Source organism: Pseudomonas sp. LB3P81, from assembly GCF_054897965.1.
Genome location: NZ_JBUBVG010000001.1, coordinates 3,225,546 through 3,245,748, shown reverse-complemented (window position 1 = coordinate 3,245,748; position 20,203 = coordinate 3,225,546). Strand labels below are relative to the sequence as shown.

The window sequence follows — 20,203 nt, the reverse complement described above, 5'->3', positions numbered from 1 at the left end:
TGGTTGGTTAGAGCGCACCCCATGCTTTGTGGTAAAGAGCAGGGTGAGGTCGGCCTGATAGCTCAAAATTGGGTCTGTAGCTCAGTTGGTTAGAGCGCACCCCTGATAAGGGTGAGGTCGGCAGTTCGAATCTGCCCAGACCCACCAATTTTTGTGTGGGAACCTGTAGCAATACGGGGCCATAGCTCAGCTGGGAGAGCGCCTGCCTTGCACGCAGGAGGTCAACGGTTCGATCCCGTTTGGCTCCACCACTACTGCTTCTGTTTGTTGAAAGCTTAGAAATGAGCATTCCATGGTGATCATGGTGAATGTTGATTTCTAGTCTTTGGCTAGATCGTTCTTTAAAAATTTGGGTATGTGATAGAAAGATAGACTGGATAGCACTTTCACTGGTGTTTATTCAGGCTAAGGTAAAATTTGTGAGTTTAATCGCGAATTTTCGGCGAATGTCGTCTTCACAGTATAACCAGATTGCTTGGGGTTATATGGTCAAGTGAAGAAGCGCATACGGTGGATGCCTTGGCAGTCAGAGGCGATGAAAGACGTGGTAGCCTGCGAAAAGCTTCGGGGAGTCGGCAAACAGACTTTGATCCGGAGATGTCTGAATGGGGGAACCCACCTAACATAAGTTAGGTATCTTAAGCTGAATACATAGGCTTAAGAAGCGAACCAGGGGAACTGAAACATCTAAGTACCCTGAGGAAAAGAAATCAACCGAGATTCCCTTAGTAGTGGCGAGCGAACGGGGACTAGCCCTTAAGTGGCTTTGAGATTAGCGGAACGCTCTGGAAAGTGCGGCCATAGTGGGTGATAGCCCTGTACGCGAAAATCTCTTGGTCATGAAATCGAGTAGGACGGAGCACGAGAAACTTTGTCTGAATATGGGGGGACCATCCTCCAAGGCTAAATACTACTGACTGACCGATAGTGAACTAGTACCGTGAGGGAAAGGCGAAAAGAACCCCGGAGAGGGGAGTGAAATAGATCCTGAAACCGTATGCGTACAAGCAGTGGGAGCCCACTTTGTTGGGTGACTGCGTACCTTTTGTATAATGGGTCAGCGACTTATTTTCAGTGGCGAGCTTAACCGAATAGGGGAGGCGTAGCGAAAGCGAGTCTTAATAGGGCGTCTAGTCGCTGGGAATAGACCCGAAACCGGGCGATCTATCCATGGGCAGGTTGAAGGTTGGGTAACACTAACTGGAGGACCGAACCGACTACCGTTGAAAAGTTAGCGGATGACCTGTGGATCGGAGTGAAAGGCTAATCAAGCTCGGAGATAGCTGGTTCTCCTCGAAAGCTATTTAGGTAGCGCCTCATGTATCACTGTAGGGGGTAGAGCACTGTTTCGGCTAGGGGGTCATCCCGACTTACCAAACCGATGCAAACTCCGAATACCTACAAGTGCCGAGCATGGGAGACACACGGCGGGTGCTAACGTCCGTCGTGAAAAGGGAAACAACCCAGACCGTCAGCTAAGGTCCCAAAGTTATGGTTAAGTGGGAAACGATGTGGGAAGGCTTAGACAGCTAGGAGGTTGGCTTAGAAGCAGCCACCCTTTAAAGAAAGCGTAATAGCTCACTAGTCGAGTCGGCCTGCGCGGAAGATGTAACGGGGCTCAAACCATACACCGAAGCTACGGGTATCACTTAGGTGATGCGGTAGAGGAGCGTTCTGTAAGCCTGTGAAGGTGAGTTGAGAAGCTTGCTGGAGGTATCAGAAGTGCGAATGCTGACATGAGTAACGACAATGGGTGTGAAAAACACCCACGCCGAAAGACCAAGGTTTCCTGCGCAACGTTAATCGACGCAGGGTTAGTCGGTCCCTAAGGCGAGGCTGAAAAGCGTAGTCGATGGAAAACAGGTTAATATTCCTGTACTTCTGGTTATTGCGATGGAGGGACGGAGAAGGCTAGGCCAGCTTGGCGTTGGTTGTCCAAGTTTAAGGTGGTAGGCTGGACTCTTAGGTAAATCCGGGAGTCTAAGGCCGAGAGCTGATGACGAGTGTTCTTTTAGAACACGAAGTGGTTGATGCCATGCTTCCAAGAAAAGCTTCTAAGCTTCAGGTAACCAGGAACCGTACCCCAAACCGACACAGGTGGTTGGGTAGAGAATACCAAGGCGCTTGAGAGAACTCGGGTGAAGGAACTAGGCAAAATGGCACCGTAACTTCGGGAGAAGGTGCGCCGGTGAGGGTGAAGGACTTGCTCCGTAAGCTCATGCCGGTCGAAGATACCAGGCCGCTGCGACTGTTTATTAAAAACACAGCACTCTGCAAACACGAAAGTGGACGTATAGGGTGTGACGCCTGCCCGGTGCCGGAAGGTTAATTGATGGGGTTAGCTAACGCGAAGCTCTTGATCGAAGCCCCGGTAAACGGCGGCCGTAACTATAACGGTCCTAAGGTAGCGAAATTCCTTGTCGGGTAAGTTCCGACCTGCACGAATGGCGTAACGATGGCGGCGCTGTCTCCACCCGAGACTCAGTGAAATTGAAATCGCTGTGAAGATGCAGTGTATCCGCGGCTAGACGGAAAGACCCCGTGAACCTTTACTATAGCTTTGCACTGGACTTTGAATTTGCTTGTGTAGGATAGGTGGGAGGCTTTGAAGCGTGGACGCCAGTTCGCGTGGAGCCAACCTTGAAATACCACCCTGGCAACTTTGAGGTTCTAACTCAGGTCCGTTATCCGGATCGAGGACAGTGTATGGTGGGTAGTTTGACTGGGGCGGTCTCCTCCTAAAGAGTAACGGAGGAGTACGAAGGTGCGCTCAGACCGGTCGGAAATCGGTCGTAGAGTATAAAGGCAAAAGCGCGCTTGACTGCGAGACAGACACGTCGAGCAGGTACGAAAGTAGGTCTTAGTGATCCGGTGGTTCTGTATGGAAGGGCCATCGCTCAACGGATAAAAGGTACTCCGGGGATAACAGGCTGATACCGCCCAAGAGTTCATATCGACGGCGGTGTTTGGCACCTCGATGTCGGCTCATCACATCCTGGGGCTGAAGCCGGTCCCAAGGGTATGGCTGTTCGCCATTTAAAGTGGTACGCGAGCTGGGTTTAGAACGTCGTGAGACAGTTCGGTCCCTATCTGCCGTGGACGTTTGAGATTTGAGAGGGGCTGCTCCTAGTACGAGAGGACCGGAGTGGACGAACCTCTGGTGTTCCGGTTGTCACGCCAGTGGCATTGCCGGGTAGCTATGTTCGGAATAGATAACCGCTGAAAGCATCTAAGCGGGAAACTAGCCTCAAGATGAGATCTCACTGGGACCTTGAGTCCCCTGAAGGGCCGTCGAAGACTACGACGTTGATAGGTTGGGTGTGTAAGCGCTGTGAGGCGTTGAGCTAACCAATACTAATTGCCCGTGAGGCTTGACCATATAACACCCAAGCAATTTGCATGCTTTGAGCTGAAAAGCAGAAGAGGCACCAGATTGCGGTGTGTGAAGACGAAACGAACCGAAAGTTCGAGTAAAAACACACAAACTATCGCATACCCAATTCGCTGGAACGTCGAAAGACGCGTCAGCTCAAGAATTTCTTGACGACCATAGAGCATTGGAACCACCTGATCCCATCCCGAACTCAGCAGTGAAACGATGCATCGCCGATGGTAGTGTGGGGTTTCCCCATGTGAGAGTAGGTCATCGTCAAGATTAAATTCCGAAACCCCTATCTGCGTATGCAGGTAGGGGTTTTGTTTTAGTAGAAGTCACCAATTTTGCTGGCACGTTACCGCGTAACGGGCTGGTCACAGAATTTCTTGACGACCATAGAGCATTGGAACCACCTGATCCCATCCCGAACTCAGCAGTGAAACGATGCATCGCCGATGGTAGTGTGGGGTTTCCCCATGTGAGAGTAGGTCATCGTCAAGATTGAATTCCGAAACCCCTGTCTGCTAACGCAGACAGGGGTTTTGTCGTTTCGGGCTCGCTAAAAGCCCGATAGCCCGCCTCGGAGAAACAAAAAAGCCAGCCCCTGGAAATCAAGGGCTGGCTTTTTTGCATGCCGAGTATTTAGAACTGGTAACTGATCGTGGCAGCGACGTTGCGCTCCTCGCCCATATAACAGAAGTTCAAACTGGCGCAGGAGGCCACGTAGGACTCGTTGGTCAGATTGTTCGCATTCAGACGTACGTCAACACCCTTCAGGCCAACCTTGCCCAAGTCATAACCGACAGACGCATCGAACAACGTGTAGGAGGGCACCTTCATGGTGTTCTCCGCATCGGCCCAGCTGTAGCCGACATACCGCACGCCACCACCCAGTCGCAGACCATCAAGTGCCGCGCTGTCGAATTTATAGTCCGCCCAGACCGAAGCCATGTGCCGCGGTGCCCGGGTCGGAGAGTTGCCCTTGTTCTCGATTACATCCGTGGTCGTGCTCAAGGTGCTGATCATCGACTTCGAATATTCGATATCGGTAAAGGTGTAGCTCCCGAGCAGTTTGACGTTGTCGGTCAGCTGCAAGTGCGCTTCCAGTTCCAACCCTTGGGAGCGAACAGCGCCAACTGCGCGATAGAAGTTTTCCTGAGGCAGTTTCGTCGCCAGGTTTTCCTGATCGATGCGGAACAGCGATGCCGTGAACAAGTTGTCGGTTCCCGGCGGCTGATACTCCAGGCCGACTTCCCACTGTGTGCCATCGGTGAAGATAGATCAGGTCTACGCCTATGGCTGGACGACTCCGACCAGTAATGAGTTGAACCGCTACTACACTGGCGGTGATGAAAAGCTTCACGCTTTCATTGTCGATAACATGCTGCAAGCGGAGTTCTTCACCGGGGCAACCAAGCACACCGTGCTGATGGGGGCAGATTATCAGCGCCGCAAGACAGTGGTCGACTGGACCAGCGGCGGCCTTGCGTCGATTGATGCGTTCAACCCGGTCTACGGTAATTCGGATATCGAGTTCTATAGCCCGACCAGCTATTTGCGTCGCCTGGAGCAAACCGGCGTCTACCTGCAAGACCTGATAGTGATGGATAAGTGGCGCTTCTCTCTCGCCTGCGACAGGACTGGGTCGAAACCTCGGATGAGAATCGGCTGGCTGAAGCCGGGCGCCCAACGGGCACTGAAATCAGCGACAAACGAACCAAGCTGACGGGGCGTGCAGGTGCGCTTTATTTATTTGAAAGCGGTCTGGCGCCGTACATAAGCTACTCCGAGTCCTTCAACCCAAACTCCTACGCGGACAGCGCCGGTAATCCATTGGCACCACTCACCGTCGGCGCCAACGCGAAGCGCTTCTCCTTGTTGTGGTCGAACTGCGTGTCGGACTGATCCGCCAACCCCGTCAGGCGATAGGCGATGCGTTTGTCATCATCCACCGGACCGCTGAAGTCGAAACCCATGCCGCGCTGGCCTTGCGTTCCCGTCGTGGCTTGAACCTGATGATAGGCCTCGTAGAGCGGCTTCTTGCTGGTCAGCACCACCAGACCGCCCGGTGAACTGCGACCGTAGAGCACCGATGACGGTCCCTTGAGGATATCGACGCGTTCGAGGAAATACGGGTCCACCTGCATCGTGCTGTAGGTGCCGCTGTCACCCATGGATTTGAGGCCGTCGAGGTAGATATTGTCCACCGAGCCGTCGTTGAAACCACGCATCGCCACATAGTCATAACGATGGGTCGCGCCATAGGGATTGGTCAGCACGCCGGGGGTGTAGCGCATGGCCTGGGAAACGGTTTGCGAACCCTGGTCGTCCATTTGCTCGCGAGTTACCACTGACACACTTTGCGAGGTTTCCAGCAGCGCGGTGCTGGTTTTGGTGGCGATCTGGCTGTGTGTCGCGTTGTAGCCGTCCATGCTGCCCAGTGCGTTGCCGAGGGCAAAGCCTTTGATGTCGGTCGTAGGCAGTGCCAGCGCTTCGGTGACGGAGCGCAGCACGTAGCTGCCATCCCTGACTCACCGCCTCCAGGCCCGAACCGCTGAGCAGGTGGCTCAGCGCCTGATCCGCAGAGTATTCTCCTTGCACACCGGGGGACTGAAGCCCCGCCGTTTGCGAAGGCGTGGTCGATAACGTGATGCCCGCTGGCGCGCAAACTGATTGAGTACATCGCTCAATGGCCCGGCGGCAATGTTGTAGCGATGGCTGCTGACCGCGCTGCTCCCTGCCGCTACAGCGGATATCGGCAATAGACCCACACCCAGTGCGGTAGAGAACAACGCTGCGCGAATGGCGTGACGCAAGACGCCGGCATCCGCGGTGAAATTAGGAGAGTTCTTACTGATGTTGCGGACAGTCATTGTAGGTTCCGTAGGAAGTCGCTGAAGTCAGAGTTGATGTGCTTACTGACTAAGCCGGCCTCGCACGGAAAACCCGCCAAAAATAATTCAGGCCTGACGTTCCAGCGTCACCCACCAGCGGGTGCGGTAACGCAATTGCACCGGCAAGGTTTGCGGAAGGATGGCCAGTAGCTTGTCGGTGTTCGCCAATCGAAAAACCCCGGACAGGCGCAGGTCGGCAATGTCCGCCGCGCACGTCAGATATCCGTGCCGATAGCGTCCGACCTCCTGCAGGAAATCGCCCAGACGCATGTTGCGGGTGACGATCAGGCCGTCGACCCAGGCGCCGGCATCCATGTCCAGCGGTGGGGCCAGGCGCGCCTGTTGGTGATCGATCAGATAACTCTGGCCGGCCTGAACCTGAGTCGGCACGCCATCGGCAGGCAGTGGCGAATGGATCGCGACCATGCCGCTGGTCACACTGAGCCGCGTGCAGTCGGCTTCCTGGCGGAGGATGAAACGTGCTGCCACGCCCTCATACACACCCTGTCGACTTTGCACTCGTAGCGGTCGATCAAACGAAGATCCTTCATCGGCACCGCCGCACGTCACGATGATTTCGCCGCGGGCCAGTTTGATCAGTCGCTGCTGCGCGGTGTAGTCCAGATCCACCGCGCTCGCTGTATTCAGTTCCAGGCGCGTGCCGTCCGGTAGCTGGAAACCACGACGCTCGCCCGTAGCGGTGGCGAAATCGGTGGTCCACTGCTGCCAGCCCGTCACATCCCTGCCCAACCATGCAGCCGAACCCAACAACACCGCACCCGACAGTAGCTTCAAGGCCTGACGCCTGCCCAATCCTTGAACACTGTTTTCCAAGGTGTTGAAGGCGACGTGAGTACCGGGCACCGCACGCAGGTTGCTGCTCAGTTCGGCCTGAAGGGACTGCACCCGTTGCCAAGCCACTTCGTGCTCATGGTGTTCCGCCCGCCAGACATCGCATTGCTGACGCAGCCTGGAATTGCTCGCGTTGTTTCGCAGGCGCAGCAGCCAGTGGATGGCTTGCTTGACCACCTGTTGATGAGGCTCGCCACGGCGGCTCACTGGCAGGTTATCCACAGGCATCATGCTTCGTACCGCAGCAGGTAGCGCAGCCACGTGTTGAGCCAGCCGTGATGGCTACCGTAAAGCGCCTGTACTGCAAACTCAGGTGAGGACATGAACGCGACAGCCCGGATGTCACAAATGATAATTAGTCGCATTGTTATCAAGGGTTGGGGAATTTGCAACAGCCGCACGAACAACCGTCATCACAAGAATGCTACTCAGGCGCTCTAGCACGCCGTTCGGCCGGTATCTGACGGAAATGCCGACTCTTTCATGCATACCCCTAAGATTTATCCCGTTTGTGCCGACAGACTGGTGAGTCATGCGTGCACCAAAGTAGAGCGGTAACAGAATGCCGCTCGAACTGTACATGGAATGTTGCAACCCGCATCCCCACTTTCTGCATAGGAAGTCCCATGAAATGAATCTCAAGTTCAGCCATAAAATCCTGTTGGCCGCCTCCGGCGTCGTAGTGCTGGCTTTTGCGTTGTTCACTTTGTACAACGACTATCTGCAGCGAAATACCATTCGGCAAAACCTCGAATCCTCTGTTCAACAGGCTGGCGACCTGACCGCCAGCAGCGTACAGAACTGGATGAGCGGCCGCGTGCTGGTGCTGGAAAACCTCGCGCAGAACGTCGCTCATCAAGGCATCAATGCCGATCTGCCGGGGCTGGTTGATCAGCCGGTCTTCACCTCGAATTTCCAGTTCACGTACGTCGGCCAGACCAATGGCGTGTTCACCCAGCGCCCGGACGCGAAGATGCCGGACGGCTACGATCCGCGTCAGCGGCCCTGGTACAAGCAAGCGGTTACCGCCGACAAAACCATGCTGACCCCGCCTTACATGGCCGCCGTTGGTGGCTTGGTCGTGACCATCGCCATGCCGGTGAAAAAGAACGGTGAATTGCTCGGCGTGGTCGGCGGCGACCTGAGCCTGGAAACCCTGGTGAAGATCATCAACTCGGTGGACTTCGGCGGCATCGGTCATGCGTTTCTGGTCAGTGCCGACGGTCAGGTGATCGTCAGCCCGGACAAAGACCAAGTCATGAAGAACCTGAAGGACATCTACCCCAATGCCGGCCTGCGCATCGAGAAGGGCAATCAGGAAGTCACCCTGAACAACCAGGCGCGCATCCTCTCGTTCACCCCGGTCAACGGTTTGCCGAATGCGGCGTGGTACATCGGTCTGTCGATCGACAAAGCGAAGGCCTACGCGCCGTTGAGCCAGTTCCGCACCTCGGCATTGATCGCGATGTTCATCGCCGTGGCCGCCATTGCGGCGCTGTTGAGCCTGTTGATCAACGTGCTGATGCGTCCGCTGACCACTATGGGCCGAGCAATGCAGGACATCGCCCAGGGCGAGGGTGACTTGACCCGTCGTCTGGCCGTGGAAAGCAAAGACGAATTCGGCGAACTGGGCGGTTCTTTCAACCAGTTCGTGGAGCGGATTCACGCATCGATTTCCGAAGTGTCGTCGGCCACTCGCCAGGTCCATGACCTGTCGCAACGGGTCATGGCCTCGTCCAACGCTTCGATCGTCGGCTCTGACGAGCAAAGTGCGCGCACCAACAGTGTGGCGGCGGCGATCAACCAATTGGGCGCCGCGACTCAGGAAATCGCTCGCAACGCCGCCGATGCCTCGCAGCACGCCAGCGGCGCGAGCGAGCAGGCGGATGACGGTCGTCAGGTGGTGGAGAAAACCATTCTGGCCATGACCGAACTGTCGCAGAAAATCAGCTTGTCCTGCACGCAGATCGAAACCCTTAACGCGAGCACCGACAACATCGGGCACATTCTCGATGTGATCAAAGGCATCTCCCAGCAGACCAACTTGCTTGCCCTCAATGCGGCCATTGAAGCGGCCCGTGCCGGTGAAGCCGGGCGCGGTTTTGCGGTGGTGGCGGACGAGGTGCGCAACCTGGCGCATCGCACGCAGGAGTCGGCGGAGGAGATTCACAAGATGATCACTTCTCTGCAGATCGGCTCGCGCGAAGCGGTGACCACCATGAACGCCAGTCAGGTCTCCAGCGAAGAGAGCGTCGAAGTGGCGAACCAGGCGGGATTGCGCCTGGTCAGCGTGACCCGGCGCATTGGTGAAATTGACGGCATGAACCAGTCGGTGGCGGCGGCGACCGAAGAGCAGACGGCGGTGGTGGAAACCCTCAACGTCGACGTTAACCAGATCAACCTGCTGAACCAGCAGAGTGTGGCCAACCTCAATGAAACGTTGAAGGATTGTGATGCGTTGTCGTTACAGGCGAACCGGTTGAAGCAGTTGGTTGATAGCTTCAAGATTTGATTCAGGTCAGATCTACCGCGTTATCGTTCTTCGTCGGAACGCCGCCCGGACCAAGCCCGCTCCCACAGTTTTACCGCATTCCTGATGAAGGAGCGCGGTCAACCTGTGGGAGCGGGCTTGCTCGCGAAAGCGGTGGACCAGTCACCGCTAAACCTGAGTCCTACGCAAACAACTTCAGCACATTATTCATCGCATCATCGGCAAACCCCTGCACAAAATCCTTGAACCCCGGCAGCGCCTCGGCGCCGCCCTGAGCCGGCTCGGCGACGATGGTCCAGGTCACTCGGGACTTGCTTTCACCAAAAGATTCAACCGTCATCGCTGCCCACAAATTAGCCACGCCCAGCGTGTTGTAAATCGTGGTCCAGGTCATGCTCAATGCCTCGTCATCCCGCGAGTTGAGCTGCTCGACCACCAGGTTGCCGTCCTTGAAGAATTTCTTGCGCAATGAAGACACGCCTTCGCCAGTCATCTCGATGTGCGACAACGCCGGGATGAATTGATCGAAGCCGGCAAAGTTGCCGACCACCGCCCACACTTTTGCGGCTTCCGCCGGTACGTCCACCGAAGCCACGACGTGGCAGCCTTGAGGATTTTTGATCAGGGTATCGGGTTGCAGGGTTTTCATGGTTTTGCTCCGGTTGAGTGAATCAGATGAAGTTGATTTCTTTGAGGTAGTCGCAGCCGCGACGCAGCAGCGCCGGGGATTTTTCTGGGTAGTGCGCGCCCATCTGGCGCACGCCGGCCTGGGCGTTGTCGTGGCCGATCATCGAGATGTCGCCGATGTCTTCCTCGAAGCCGTTCAGGTAGAAACCGAGCACACCGAACAGCGCGTTGTCGCTGTCGACCCGGCCCAGTTGCTGCTGCCAGTCGGCGACGCTGACCATGGAGAATTCCCGGCCGGCCTCACGGAAGGACGCGACGTAATCGTCCCAACTCAAGGGTTCGGGGTTGTGCAGGTTGAACACCGCTTTTTCCGATGAATAACGACTGGCGTGGAACGCGATGAAACGGGCGAGAAAATCCACCGGCATCAGGTCGAAATTCAGCGCGAACTCCGGCACCTGACCGAGCTGAATCGAGCCCTTGAGCATCAGCATCAAACGATTCTTGTGCGGTTGGCAGACGCCGGTGAGGCTGTTGAAACTGATGTTGCCGGGGCGATACACATTGACCCGAACCCCACGCTCCCGCGCTCGTTCCAGAATGCGTTCGCCGACCCACTTCGACAGGTTGTAGCCGTTCTTGATGTAGATCGGCGGGGTCCGCGCGGCGGGCAGTTCAAGCACCCGACCATCGTCGGAAATCGTGCTCGACGCCGACAATGTCGAAACGAAATTGAAGATCTTTTTACTGCGCCCTTCGCACAGTCGCAGGCACTCGAAAATCGGCTCGACGTTGTCCCGCGCCAGCGACTCGTAATCGAGCACGTGATTGACGTTGGCAGCGTTGTGCACCAGCGCGCCGAACTCGCGATCCAGACGCTCGTAAATATCAATGTCGAGCCCCAACGAAGGGCGTGTGATGTCGGCGGGGTAAACCCGCACCCGACTCAGATCTAGATGCTCCAGACGGTTTTCCCGTAACGCGTGAGCGAAGCGTTCTGCCGCCGAGTGCCCACCGCCATCGCGCACCAGACAAGCCACTTCGCTGGCGCCCCAGGCCAGCAACGCCTCGACGATGTGCACGCCGACAAAACTATTGGCGCCGGTGACGATGACCTTGTGCACATCGCCCATGCGGCTGACCGGCAGTGGCTGCACCTCCAGCTCGCGGAACGCATCCGCCATGGCTTGCTGGCTCAGCACTTCTTCAGTGCCGGAGCCGCGCACCAGCGTCGCCAGTTTCGCGATGGTCGGCAGTTCGATGAAGCGATTGATCGAAATGCTGCGCCCGAATTCTTCACGCAGACGCAACAGCATGCGCGACAGCAGGATCGAGTGGCCGCCCAGATTAAAGAAGCTTTCATCGGTGGAAATATCGCTGGCTGGCAGCTCCAGCAACTCGGCCCAGATTTCCAACAGCAACGCTTCATCGGCGTTGGCAGGTAAACGCCGTGACGCGTTTTCGGTCATGCTGACGGGCAATTCCAGCAGCGCTTTGCGATCGACCTTGCCGTTGCTGGCGAACGGCATGCTCGTCAGTTCGGTCCAGGCGGTGGGCTGCATGTAATCCGGCAGAAACTGAGTGGCGTGCGCCTTCAGTGCTTCGCGAGCGGCGCCGGGTTGAGCCTCCTGAGGCTGGGCGAGGAATGCGAGAATCCGCCGTTGGCTGTCGATGATTACGGCCACCTGACGGTACAGCTGACTGTCGCGCAGGCAGCGTTCGATCTCTTCCGGTTCGACCCGAAAGCCGCGAATCTTTACCTGATTGTCCCGGCGTCCGCAGAGCTCGATGCCGGCGCCGGTCCACTTCGCCATGTCGCCGGTGCGATAGGCGCGCAGGCTCTCACCGTTCGGCAGGCTCAGGTTCAGATAGCGTTCAGCGGTCTGTTGCGGGTTGTTCAGATATCCCAGGCAAACGCCCGGCCCGACGATGTACAACTCGCCGACGGTCTGTTCGGCCACCGGTTGAAAATCCTCGTCGAGAATCAGCACCTGACTGTTGGCGATCGGTGCGCCGAGTGTGCGATTGCTGTCGCCGGCGCGCAGTTGCCGCGCGGTGATCAGCACCGTGGCTTCGGTCGGGCCATAGAGGTTGTAGAAATTGCCCTGACGAGTGAGTTGCTCGATGACATAGGGTTCGCAGACATCGCCACCGGTCATCACGTGGTCCAGCACCTGCAACTGATCCAGCGGCAGAATGCTCAGCAAGGCGGGCGGCAAAAATGCGTGGCTCAACTGTTGGTGCCGGATCAGTTCCACCAGTTGCAGCGGGTCACGGCGTTGATCGTCGCTGGGCACGATCAGCTCGGCGCCTTGTAGCAGGGTCGGGAAGATGTCGATCAGCGACGAGTCGAAACTCAACGACGAAAACTGCAATACGCGGCTCTGTTCAGTCAGTTGCACATAGTCGGCGTACCACGCGGTGAAATGCGCGAGGTTGGCCTGGCTGAGCAACACGCCTTTGGGATGACCGGTGGTGCCCGAGGTGTAGAGCGCCATGCACGGCGCGTCGAGATCGGGGCGCTGGCGCATCAACGGTTGATCGAGGTCCACGTCCTCGATGTCGATCACGCTGATGTCCAGGCTGAGCATTTCGCTCGCAAGCGGATGCTGCCCGTCATGCAGCAGCAACACGGCACCTGCATTCGACAGAATGTATTGCTGACGCTGCAATGGGTGGCTCGGTTCCAGCGGCAGGTACACCGCACCGCTGCCGAGAATCGCCAGAATCCCCGCGTACAACGCGCTGCATTTCGGCAGGCAGATTCCGACCACCAACGGCCCGTCGTGCTGTTCGAGCAACGGTTGCAATCGCTGCTGAATGGCGCGGCTGTGAGCATGCAATTGGCGATAGTTGAGGGAGGTGCCGGCAATGTTCAACGCCGGTCTTTCGGCGGACTGAATGAAGCGCTGCTCAAGGCGCTCGATCATCGGCACCTGAGCGAGTTGCAGCAACCGAGGCTCAGCCGTGGCGTTGAGCCGATGGACGAACGCCAGTTTTTCAAGAAACAGCAGACTTTCCACTTTTTCGAAATGGACGGGAGTCGCCGGTTCGGCGAGCAGAAAGTAGTCCGCATCCCGGGAAAAGCGACTGACCAGCAACGCGGCATGGTCCACCAGTTCCGCCACCGCTCGCAGGCGCAGCGCCTGGCCGTTGCCCGAAGGCTCATCGGCAATCGGCACGCGGGTGAGCAGCGTCGAACCGCACAGACACAGCAGGTCCAGCGGCGGCAAGCCTGAATCACCCGGAACACCGACACCCAGGCGCAGCGTCAGTCGCGGTGCATCGCCCAACGGTCGAAACGGCAGACTGGCATCATCAATCAGCAAATCAGTGTTGCCCGACGGCGGCTGGTTGATGGCCGTCAGCCGCACCAGTGAATGACCGTGTTGTTCAAGTTCCAGCGCCAGGTCGGTCAGGGCCTGGCTCTGCCCAATGAGCAGAATGTCGAGACGTCTCATGATGTGCTCCTCGTTAAACCAGGTAGTCGCCCAAGGCTGCTTGAACGCACGGCGAATCGAGCAGCGAACTGCTGTGGAAAAACCGCACGATGTTGGCGACCAGCGGGTGATGGCGGTTGATCGGGAAGGCCAGCCCCGACACTTCGCTCTTGAGTGCGCGGCGCGCGGTATCGCTGATCTGCAAGGACTCGATCAGGCGGAAGTCGAAGGATTTCTGGATGTCGTTGGTCAGGTAATGGCCGATGAACACCGGCAAAATCTGCGCGATGCACTGACGGTCTTCTTCGTTCGCGGTGTGCCAGTAGATGCGCACCAACCGCGCCCAGAACCCGGAGTGACGGCCCTCATCGAGCAAGTGATCGGCCATCAAGCCCTTGATCGATTGCTTGACCGTGTCGTCCTTGGCGAACGCCGCCACGTCGCCGGTCACGGTGTTCTCGGCGATGGCCACGCAGATCAATTCCACGGCGCTGCGCAGGTGCTCCGGTGCCAGTGCAACAGCCGCCGGAATCGCCCGGCTGAGCTCGATTTCATCCGGCAGTTCGATCGGCGTGATGCCGGTCATGGCGACGGTTTGCTGCATGAAATCCATCGCCACCAGCGCGTGGTAGTCCTCGTCCACCACCACGGTCATGGCGTCATAACGACAGGCGAACGGGAAGGCCACCGCAAAGCGGTTCTTGGCGATGCTGCGCGCGGTTTTGTCGACGATCTCGGTTTCGAAAATCACCACGTCGTTGATGAATTTGTAGAGCGTCTGCACCAGGGCGAAATCCCGTTGTTCGGGGCATTCGCGCAGAAAGGTTTCGCTCAACACCAGCGGTTGACGACTGAGCGGGTAGATCAGCTTTTCGTCGTTCTCCAGCACGCGGCGCGGGCGGGTGCGAATGGTCGCGCGGTTTTCCCAGGCGTCGGCGAAGGATTGGTAGTCGGCGGCGTTCATGCGTTCACCTCCGCCACCGGTTCGCTCATGCTCAGGCGCAGGCCGTCCCACAGGGCGATGCGGCTTTCCACGGCCGCCAGGGCGCTGGCGTAGACGTCTTCTTCCCGTTGCGGATCGCCACCGACCAGCTTCGCGAGAAGTTTTTCCGCTGCCGGGCCGTGGTCTTCGGAATCGACTTCGATGTGCCGCTCCAGGTAGTAACGGAAAGTCGGCGCCTGTTCGATCCCGATGCCCCAATCGTCGAGAATGCGCTGGAACATCTGCGGAATAACGCTCTCGCGCCCGTGCAGAAACGCCGCCGCAACGCTGTGGCCGGGTGCATGCAGCGCGGTGTGCAGGGTGTGGCGTACGAATTGCGCGGCGGCCGGGTCGACGTCCACGCTTTGCAATGCCACGTCATAACTCACGCCTTCTTGTTGCAGGGCCACAAAGCGTTCAACGGCGACTGTACTGGCGCCCACTTCGCGCATCGCATCCAGGTACAACTCGAAATGACTGTAGTGACCGTGGGCCGGGCGATCATCGGACTCTTCACCCAGCACGATCTCGTTGATCAGTCGGGCAGCCTGCGGATCTCTCGGCGGCAGCCAGGGCAACTGAACGCAGGTCAGCTCCTGTTGCAGGCGCTTGGTCAGCGACATGAAATCCCACACCGCAAAAACATGGGATTCCATGAAGCGTTGGAGTACCGAAAGCGAATGTATTTCAGAAAAAATCGGGTGCGCACTAAGTTCTTCTTTTTTCTGATTAAGACGGTCTTTAGTCGATTTCATGGCGAGCCTATAAGTTATCTGGAATGATGTGAAATCAATAAGTAACGGGTGCTTAAAGTATTCTGAGGGCGAGCAAGTACCTCAAACGAATTGATCGGTATTAATTGCATGTAAGTCGTGTGGTTGAGGCCTTGCCTTCAGTTTCCAGTGGCGGCGGAGAAAAACTAATATACGAGCAAACTGCTGGGCAAGTTATTTCTATACTATTTTCAAGTTAAACTTTTCCTGGCGCGACAAGTTCCAATAAGACTTCTGATTAAAGTTTTATTTGGGCGTAGTTGCTCCTTCCGGCTTATATAAGTCGAAATCGAAATAAAGAGTGAATGCCTCACTCAAAGCAACTTTCCAAGGGCGATCGTTAGTGTGATCTGAGGGGGTGGAAGTTGGCCGGGACGCCGATGCTTCCTTTCCCGTGGCAAGACTCCTTCCGTAGGTTCTTGATGCGGGGGACTGCGCCGCTCATGCGGTACGTCACCCGTTTATTATTGGTTGGCTGGCCAAGAGTGAGCGTAAATCAAGGCAGCCGCTATCACCGGCATGTCATACGGTCGATGCAATTGTCTGGCTTGGGATAATGGACACGCAGGCGCGGCAAGCGCAGGCGAGCAGGTTGATCTGCTCGCTCCGGTTGCCGGTGAGATTTATTTCGAGGTTTTTCTGCTTTGTGCTTCGGGGCTGTTGAGGTAGCGCGTGATGACCTCGACGCCCCGGTTGAGGTGAAGTTCGAGCAGCTTCACCGAGCGCTCGATGTCGCGGTCTTCCACTGCGCGCAACAGCGCACGGTGATCTTCCTGTGACAGTTTGCCCAGGCCCATGGCTTCTAGGTTGAAGCGCAGGAAGCGTTCTTCTTCGTTCAACCCGTCTTCGACCAGTTTCAACAGCCGACGATTAGGTGCCTTGCAGTACATCGCCATGTGAAACAGGCGGTTGAGCCGGCCAATTTCGGTGTAGTCGTGCTCCGTTTCCAGCTCATCGATGTAGCGGGCCGCCTGCTCAAAATCCTCGGTGGTGAGCAAAGGAACCGACAGACGCAGGGCTTCGGACTCCAGCAGGATCCGCAGCGCGTAAGTTTCGACGGCGTCGCCCTGAACCAATGGCGCGACCACCGCACCTTTGTGAGCGACCACATTTAGCAACGCTTGCGCTTCGAGCTGGCGCAAGGCTTCACGGACCGGCATGCGGCTGACCCCGAACAGGTCGGCCAGGTCTTGCTGACGAAGGGCTGTGCCGCAAGGAATACGGCCGTCGAGAATGGCGGCGCGCAGGGTTTCTTCGATGACCGAGCGGGCCAGATGAGAGGGAATCGGGCCGTTGACCTTGATACTGCTGAGAGGGTTGGGCTTCTGTGGCACTACTACGCACCCTGAACGATTGAAAGAATTTGGATCCAAAAGGACACTAGTGACTGCCTGACAGGTTGTCAAACACGCTTGAAAAACAGCTCACACCCCACAGTTTAGCGCGCTCCCGGTGATCCCACCGTGCCATTGTCTTTTAACCGGTTACCCTTCACCATAATCGATTCCACCTGCCTACCTGGATGCCACGCATTGGCGGTACGTTTCGCGATTCCTCGGACTTTGCGCTGGCTGTGCTGCGCGTTGCTGCTGGCCGGTGTCATGCCGGGCGGTCTGCATGCCGACTGGGATTTTTCCATGATCAGCCGCCGGGCGCAGGCATTGTATGGGGCATTGGGCGCAGGGCAGCAACGCATCGATGCCTGGCAGCATTTGCTGGCCACGCAGAAGCAGATCAGCGAGCCGGAGCAGCTCAACGTGGTCAACCTGTTCTTCAATAAACAGATGCGCTACGAAGAGGACATCGACCTGTGGCACGAGGTCGACTATTGGGAAACCCCGATCGAAGCCTTGTGGAAGGGTGCCGGTGACTGCGAAGACTACGCCATCGCCAAGTATTTCAGCCTGCGCCACCTCGGCGTGTCCAGCGACAAGCTACGCATTACTTACGTCAAGGCCGTGAGCCTGAACCGCGCGCACATGGTGCTGACCTACTACGCCAGCCCGGACGCCATGCCGCTGGTGCTCGACAGCCTGATCGATGCGATCAAACCCGCCAGCCAACGAACCGATTTGCTGCCGGTCTACGCTTTCAATGCCGAAGGGTTGTGGTTGCCCGGTGCCAAGGGCAACAAAAAAGTGGGTGACACCAAACGCTTGTCCCGTTGGCAGGATGTGTTGAAGAAAATGCAGGCCGAAGGTTTTCCGGTCGAGACGATTAACTAGGAGCACATGCTCAGATGTCTTTGTTCAAACAGCTGTTGATCGCAATCTGTCTGTTCCTGGTGGTCGCCTTCACCGGCAGCTTCATGGTCAGCCTCGAGAGTTCGCGCACCCAGTACGTCAACCAGTTGCGCTCCCACGCGCAGGATGCCGCGACGGCGCTGGCGCTGTCGTTGACGCCGAGCATCGACGACCCGGCGATGGTCGAGTTGCTGGTCAGCTCGATTTTCGACAGCGGCTATTACGCGAGTATCCGCGTGGTCGACTTCAAGACCGACCAGACCATCGTCGAGCGCAGGGGCATCCCGGCAGTCAACAACGTGCCGGACTGGTTCGTCAAAATGATCGGCCTGGAACCGGCCGGTGGCGATGCGCTGGTCAGCCGTGGCTGGGAGCAGGCTGCGCGGGTCGAGGTGGTCAGCCATCCAATGTTCGCGTTGGCCAAACTGTGGCAGAGCGCGCTGGGCAGCCTCGGCTGGTTGCTGATCTGCGGAGCGGTGAGCGCGGTGTCAGGTGCGCTGCTGCTGCGTCGACAACTGAAACCACTGGACTACATGGTCAAGCAATCCCACGCTATCGCTCGCCGCGAATTCCTCAGCCTGCCGGAACTGCCGCGCACACCGGAACTGCGTCGTGTGGTGCAGGCCATGAATCAGATGGTCGAAAAGCTCAAGGCGCTGTTTCAGGAACAGGCCGAGCGCAGTGAAAAACTGAGGGTCGAGTCCTATCAGGACAACCTGACGGGCCTGGCCAACCGTCGCTATTTCGAGATGCAATTGAACGCCCGGGTGAGCAACCCGGAGCAGGCGAGCTCTGGCTATCTGCTGCTGTTGCGGGTCAAGGACCTGGCCGGTTTGAACCAGCGACTGGGTGGTCAACGCACCGACCGATTGTTGCAAGCGGTGGGCGAGCAACTGTCCCGCGAGTGCGCCAAGTACCCGGAAACGCAGAACCTCGTCACGCGGATCCGTGGGGGGGAGTTCGCCGTGCTGGCGCCGGGGCTGGTGCGCGAAGAAGCGCTGCAACTGGCGCAGAACCTCGTCAGTGCCTTGGCGAGCCTGCATGCGACCGGCGCCACTGACGTGGCCTCGGTGGCGTCGATCGGGCTGGCGCCGTTTGTTTATGGCGACTCACCGCAAGCGGTGTTGGGGTTGGGCGATCAGGCGTTGGCTCAGGCTGAAGGACAGGGTGAACAGAGCTGGGCGTGCCTCGATCACAGCGCCTCGGCAAGCGTCGGGGATGACCATCACGCCTGGCACAACTTGCTGGATCAGGCGCTGAATCAGCAGCGTTTCCAGTTGTATTTCCAACCGGTGGTGGCCAGCCAGGACACGCAGCTGGTGCTGCATTACAAAGTGCTGTCGCGGTTGATCGACGACGAGGACCAGACCATTCCCGCCGGGCGCTTCCTGCCGTGGCTCGAGCGCTTTGGCTGGACTGCTCGCCTGGATCGGCTGATGTTGGAGCTGGTGCTTGAGCAGATGGCCGAGCATGAAAAGTCGCTGGCGCTGAACCTGTCTTCGGCAACGCTGGCCGATCCGCAGGCGCTGAATAAAGTCTTCGAGATTTTGCGTGCTCACTCCGATCTCGGATCGCGGCTGACCCTGGAAATCGGCGAGGAGCAATTGCCCGAGCAAGCGATGCTGGAAGAACTGACGCGGCGTCTGCGTGAGCTTGGGTTCTCCTTGAGCCTGCAACGGTTTGGCGGGCGCTTCAGCATGATTGGCAATCTGGCGCGGCTGGGGTTGGCGTATCTGAAGATCGACGGCAGTTACATCCGCGCGATTGATCAGGAAAGCGACAAGCGCCTGTTCATCGAGGCGATCCAGCGGGCGGCGCATAGCATTGATCTGCCATTGATTGCCGAACGGGTGGAGACCGAAGGGGAGTTGGTGGTGATTCGGGAGATGGGGTTGTATGGGGTTCAGGGGCAGTTGTTTGGTGAGCCGAAGCCTTGGCAGTGAGGCTGATGCCGCTTTCGCGAGCAAGCCCGCTCCCACAGTGGAGCTGTGTTGACCACTAGATCCGGGCCAACTCAAAACCCTGTGGGAGCGGGCTTGCTCGCGAAGGCGTCAGTACAGACAACAACCATGACGGGACCTTAGATCAACCCCGGCTCATCATCATCAATCAACTGACTCAACCCACCCAGCGCCTCACGGGCCTGGGTCCGGTCCATCAGTTTGGCCTGGGCGGCGGCCGGCAGGTCGGTGACGCGGATCACGCCTTTGCTGGTCAGCACCTGAATCAAGTCGTCGAGCACCCGGATCATTTCCAGGTCGCTCTGCTTGAGCTGTTTGAGGCTGGTGTCCATCACTTCGTTGGCATACCAGGCCTGGATTTCATGGTGGTCGGCCGGCAGCGTTTCCGTGGCCTCAGCATAGGCCGCGGCTTCCACGCGCACTAACTGACCTTGCGCATCGCGTTGCACGTAGAACATTGAGCATCCCTCGGAAATGAACCAGCGTCATGCTGTCAGCAGCATAGGCCAACTGGACGCGAGTATGCGGTGCGGCGACGAAATCGTCACCGGGTTGATGGGCGCA

The 20,203-nt window shown here is 57.6% G+C and carries 10 protein-coding genes, 2 tRNA genes, 3 rRNA genes and 4 pseudogenes; 9 read left to right on the top strand and 10 right to left on the bottom strand.

The annotated features are described in order from the left end of the window. Positions 1 to 70: 70 nt before the first annotated feature. From ACYZTL_RS14875 to rrf (ACYZTL_RS14855), 5 genes are all read left to right on the top strand, one after another. Positions 71 to 147, top strand: a tRNA-Ile gene (locus ACYZTL_RS14875). Positions 148 to 175: 28 nt separating this feature from the next. Continuing rightward, positions 176 to 251: transfer RNA gene (locus ACYZTL_RS14870), tRNA-Ala, on the top strand. Between the two features lie 236 nt (positions 252 to 487). Further along, positions 488 to 3,379 (top strand): 23S ribosomal RNA (locus tag ACYZTL_RS14865). A gap of 160 nt (positions 3,380 to 3,539) precedes the next feature. Further along, positions 3,540 to 3,655 (top strand): 5S ribosomal RNA (gene rrf, locus ACYZTL_RS14860). 106 nt (positions 3,656 to 3,761) lie between these two features. Beyond that, positions 3,762 to 3,877: ribosomal RNA gene (rrf, locus tag ACYZTL_RS14855) — 5S ribosomal RNA — on the top strand. 141 nt (positions 3,878 to 4,018) lie between these two features. Here rrf (ACYZTL_RS14855) and ACYZTL_RS14850 read toward each other — a convergent pair. Next, positions 4,019 to 4,648: pseudogene (locus ACYZTL_RS14850) on the bottom strand (TonB-dependent siderophore receptor); the annotation flags it as partial. Between ACYZTL_RS14850 and ACYZTL_RS14845 the strand changes: the two are divergent. Continuing rightward, positions 4,647 to 5,218, top strand: a pseudogene (locus tag ACYZTL_RS14845) (TonB-dependent receptor domain-containing protein); the annotation flags it as partial. The pseudogenes ACYZTL_RS14850 and ACYZTL_RS14845 overlap by 2 nt on opposite strands. On the opposite strand, the pseudogene ACYZTL_RS14840 reads toward ACYZTL_RS14845, so the two are convergent. From ACYZTL_RS14840 to ACYZTL_RS14830, 3 genes and pseudogenes are all read right to left on the bottom strand, one after another. Continuing rightward, positions 5,218 to 6,249 (bottom strand): annotated as a pseudogene (locus ACYZTL_RS14840) (TonB-dependent siderophore receptor); the annotation flags it as partial. The pseudogenes ACYZTL_RS14845 and ACYZTL_RS14840 overlap by 1 nt on opposite strands. A gap of 87 nt (positions 6,250 to 6,336) precedes the next feature. Continuing rightward, positions 6,337 to 7,350, bottom strand: coding sequence for a FecR domain-containing protein (locus ACYZTL_RS14835; RefSeq protein ID WP_461954313.1), 1,014 nt, complete (start codon positions 7,348 to 7,350; stop codon positions 6,337 to 6,339). Between the two features lie 23 nt (positions 7,351 to 7,373). Then, positions 7,374 to 7,487: pseudogene (locus ACYZTL_RS14830) on the bottom strand (sigma-70 family RNA polymerase sigma factor); the annotation flags it as partial. 266 nt (positions 7,488 to 7,753) lie between these two features. On the opposite strand from ACYZTL_RS14830, the gene ACYZTL_RS14825 reads away from it, so the two are divergent. Then, positions 7,754 to 9,634 (top strand): methyl-accepting chemotaxis protein, encoded by a 1,881-nt coding sequence (locus tag ACYZTL_RS14825; protein ID WP_461952425.1) that lies wholly within the window; start codon positions 7,754 to 7,756, stop codon positions 9,632 to 9,634. A 160-nt stretch (positions 9,635 to 9,794) separates the two neighbouring features. On the opposite strand, the gene ACYZTL_RS14820 is transcribed toward ACYZTL_RS14825, so the two are convergent. From ACYZTL_RS14820 to ACYZTL_RS14800, 5 genes are all read right to left on the bottom strand, one after another. Then, complete coding sequence (locus ACYZTL_RS14820; protein WP_461952424.1) at positions 9,795 to 10,262, bottom strand: SRPBCC family protein; 468 nt, start codon at positions 10,260 to 10,262, stop codon at positions 9,795 to 9,797. Positions 10,263 to 10,284: 22 nt separating this feature from the next. Beyond that, positions 10,285 to 13,701 carry an amino acid adenylation domain-containing protein gene (locus tag ACYZTL_RS14815; RefSeq protein WP_461952423.1) on the bottom strand — a complete coding sequence of 1,139 codons (3,417 nt, stop codon included), beginning with the start codon at positions 13,699 to 13,701 and terminating at the stop codon, positions 10,285 to 10,287. 13 nt (positions 13,702 to 13,714) lie between these two features. Continuing rightward, positions 13,715 to 14,644: a diiron oxygenase gene (locus ACYZTL_RS14810; RefSeq protein ID WP_461952422.1), complete on the bottom strand. Its 930-nt coding sequence runs from the start codon at positions 14,642 to 14,644 to the stop codon at positions 13,715 to 13,717. Further along, positions 14,641 to 15,417: a DUF3050 domain-containing protein gene (locus tag ACYZTL_RS14805; protein WP_461952421.1), complete on the bottom strand. Its 777-nt coding sequence runs from the start codon at positions 15,415 to 15,417 to the stop codon at positions 14,641 to 14,643. Before ACYZTL_RS14805 ends, ACYZTL_RS14810 begins: the two co-directional genes overlap by 4 nt. Before the next feature lie 641 nt (positions 15,418 to 16,058). After that, positions 16,059 to 16,769, bottom strand: coding sequence for a GntR family transcriptional regulator (locus tag ACYZTL_RS14800; protein WP_461952420.1), 711 nt, complete (start codon positions 16,767 to 16,769; stop codon positions 16,059 to 16,061). Between the two features lie 198 nt (positions 16,770 to 16,967). On the opposite strand from ACYZTL_RS14800, the gene lapG reads away from it, so the two are divergent. Together lapG and lapD are read left to right on the top strand one after the other, a co-directional pair. Continuing rightward, positions 16,968 to 17,660 (top strand): cysteine protease LapG, encoded by a 693-nt coding sequence (gene lapG, locus ACYZTL_RS14795; protein ID WP_461952419.1) that lies wholly within the window; start codon positions 16,968 to 16,970, stop codon positions 17,658 to 17,660. Positions 17,661 to 17,674: 14 nt separating this feature from the next. Next, positions 17,675 to 19,621, top strand: coding sequence for a cyclic di-GMP receptor LapD (gene lapD / locus ACYZTL_RS14790; protein WP_461952418.1), 1,947 nt, complete (start codon positions 17,675 to 17,677; stop codon positions 19,619 to 19,621). 137 nt (positions 19,622 to 19,758) lie between these two features. Here the strand turns inward: lapD and ACYZTL_RS14785 are convergent, their stop codons facing one another. Next, positions 19,759 to 20,097, bottom strand: a complete 339-nt coding sequence (locus ACYZTL_RS14785; RefSeq protein WP_461952417.1) for a tryptophan synthase subunit beta — start codon at positions 20,095 to 20,097, stop codon at positions 19,759 to 19,761. Positions 20,098 to 20,203: the final 106 nt, after the last annotated feature.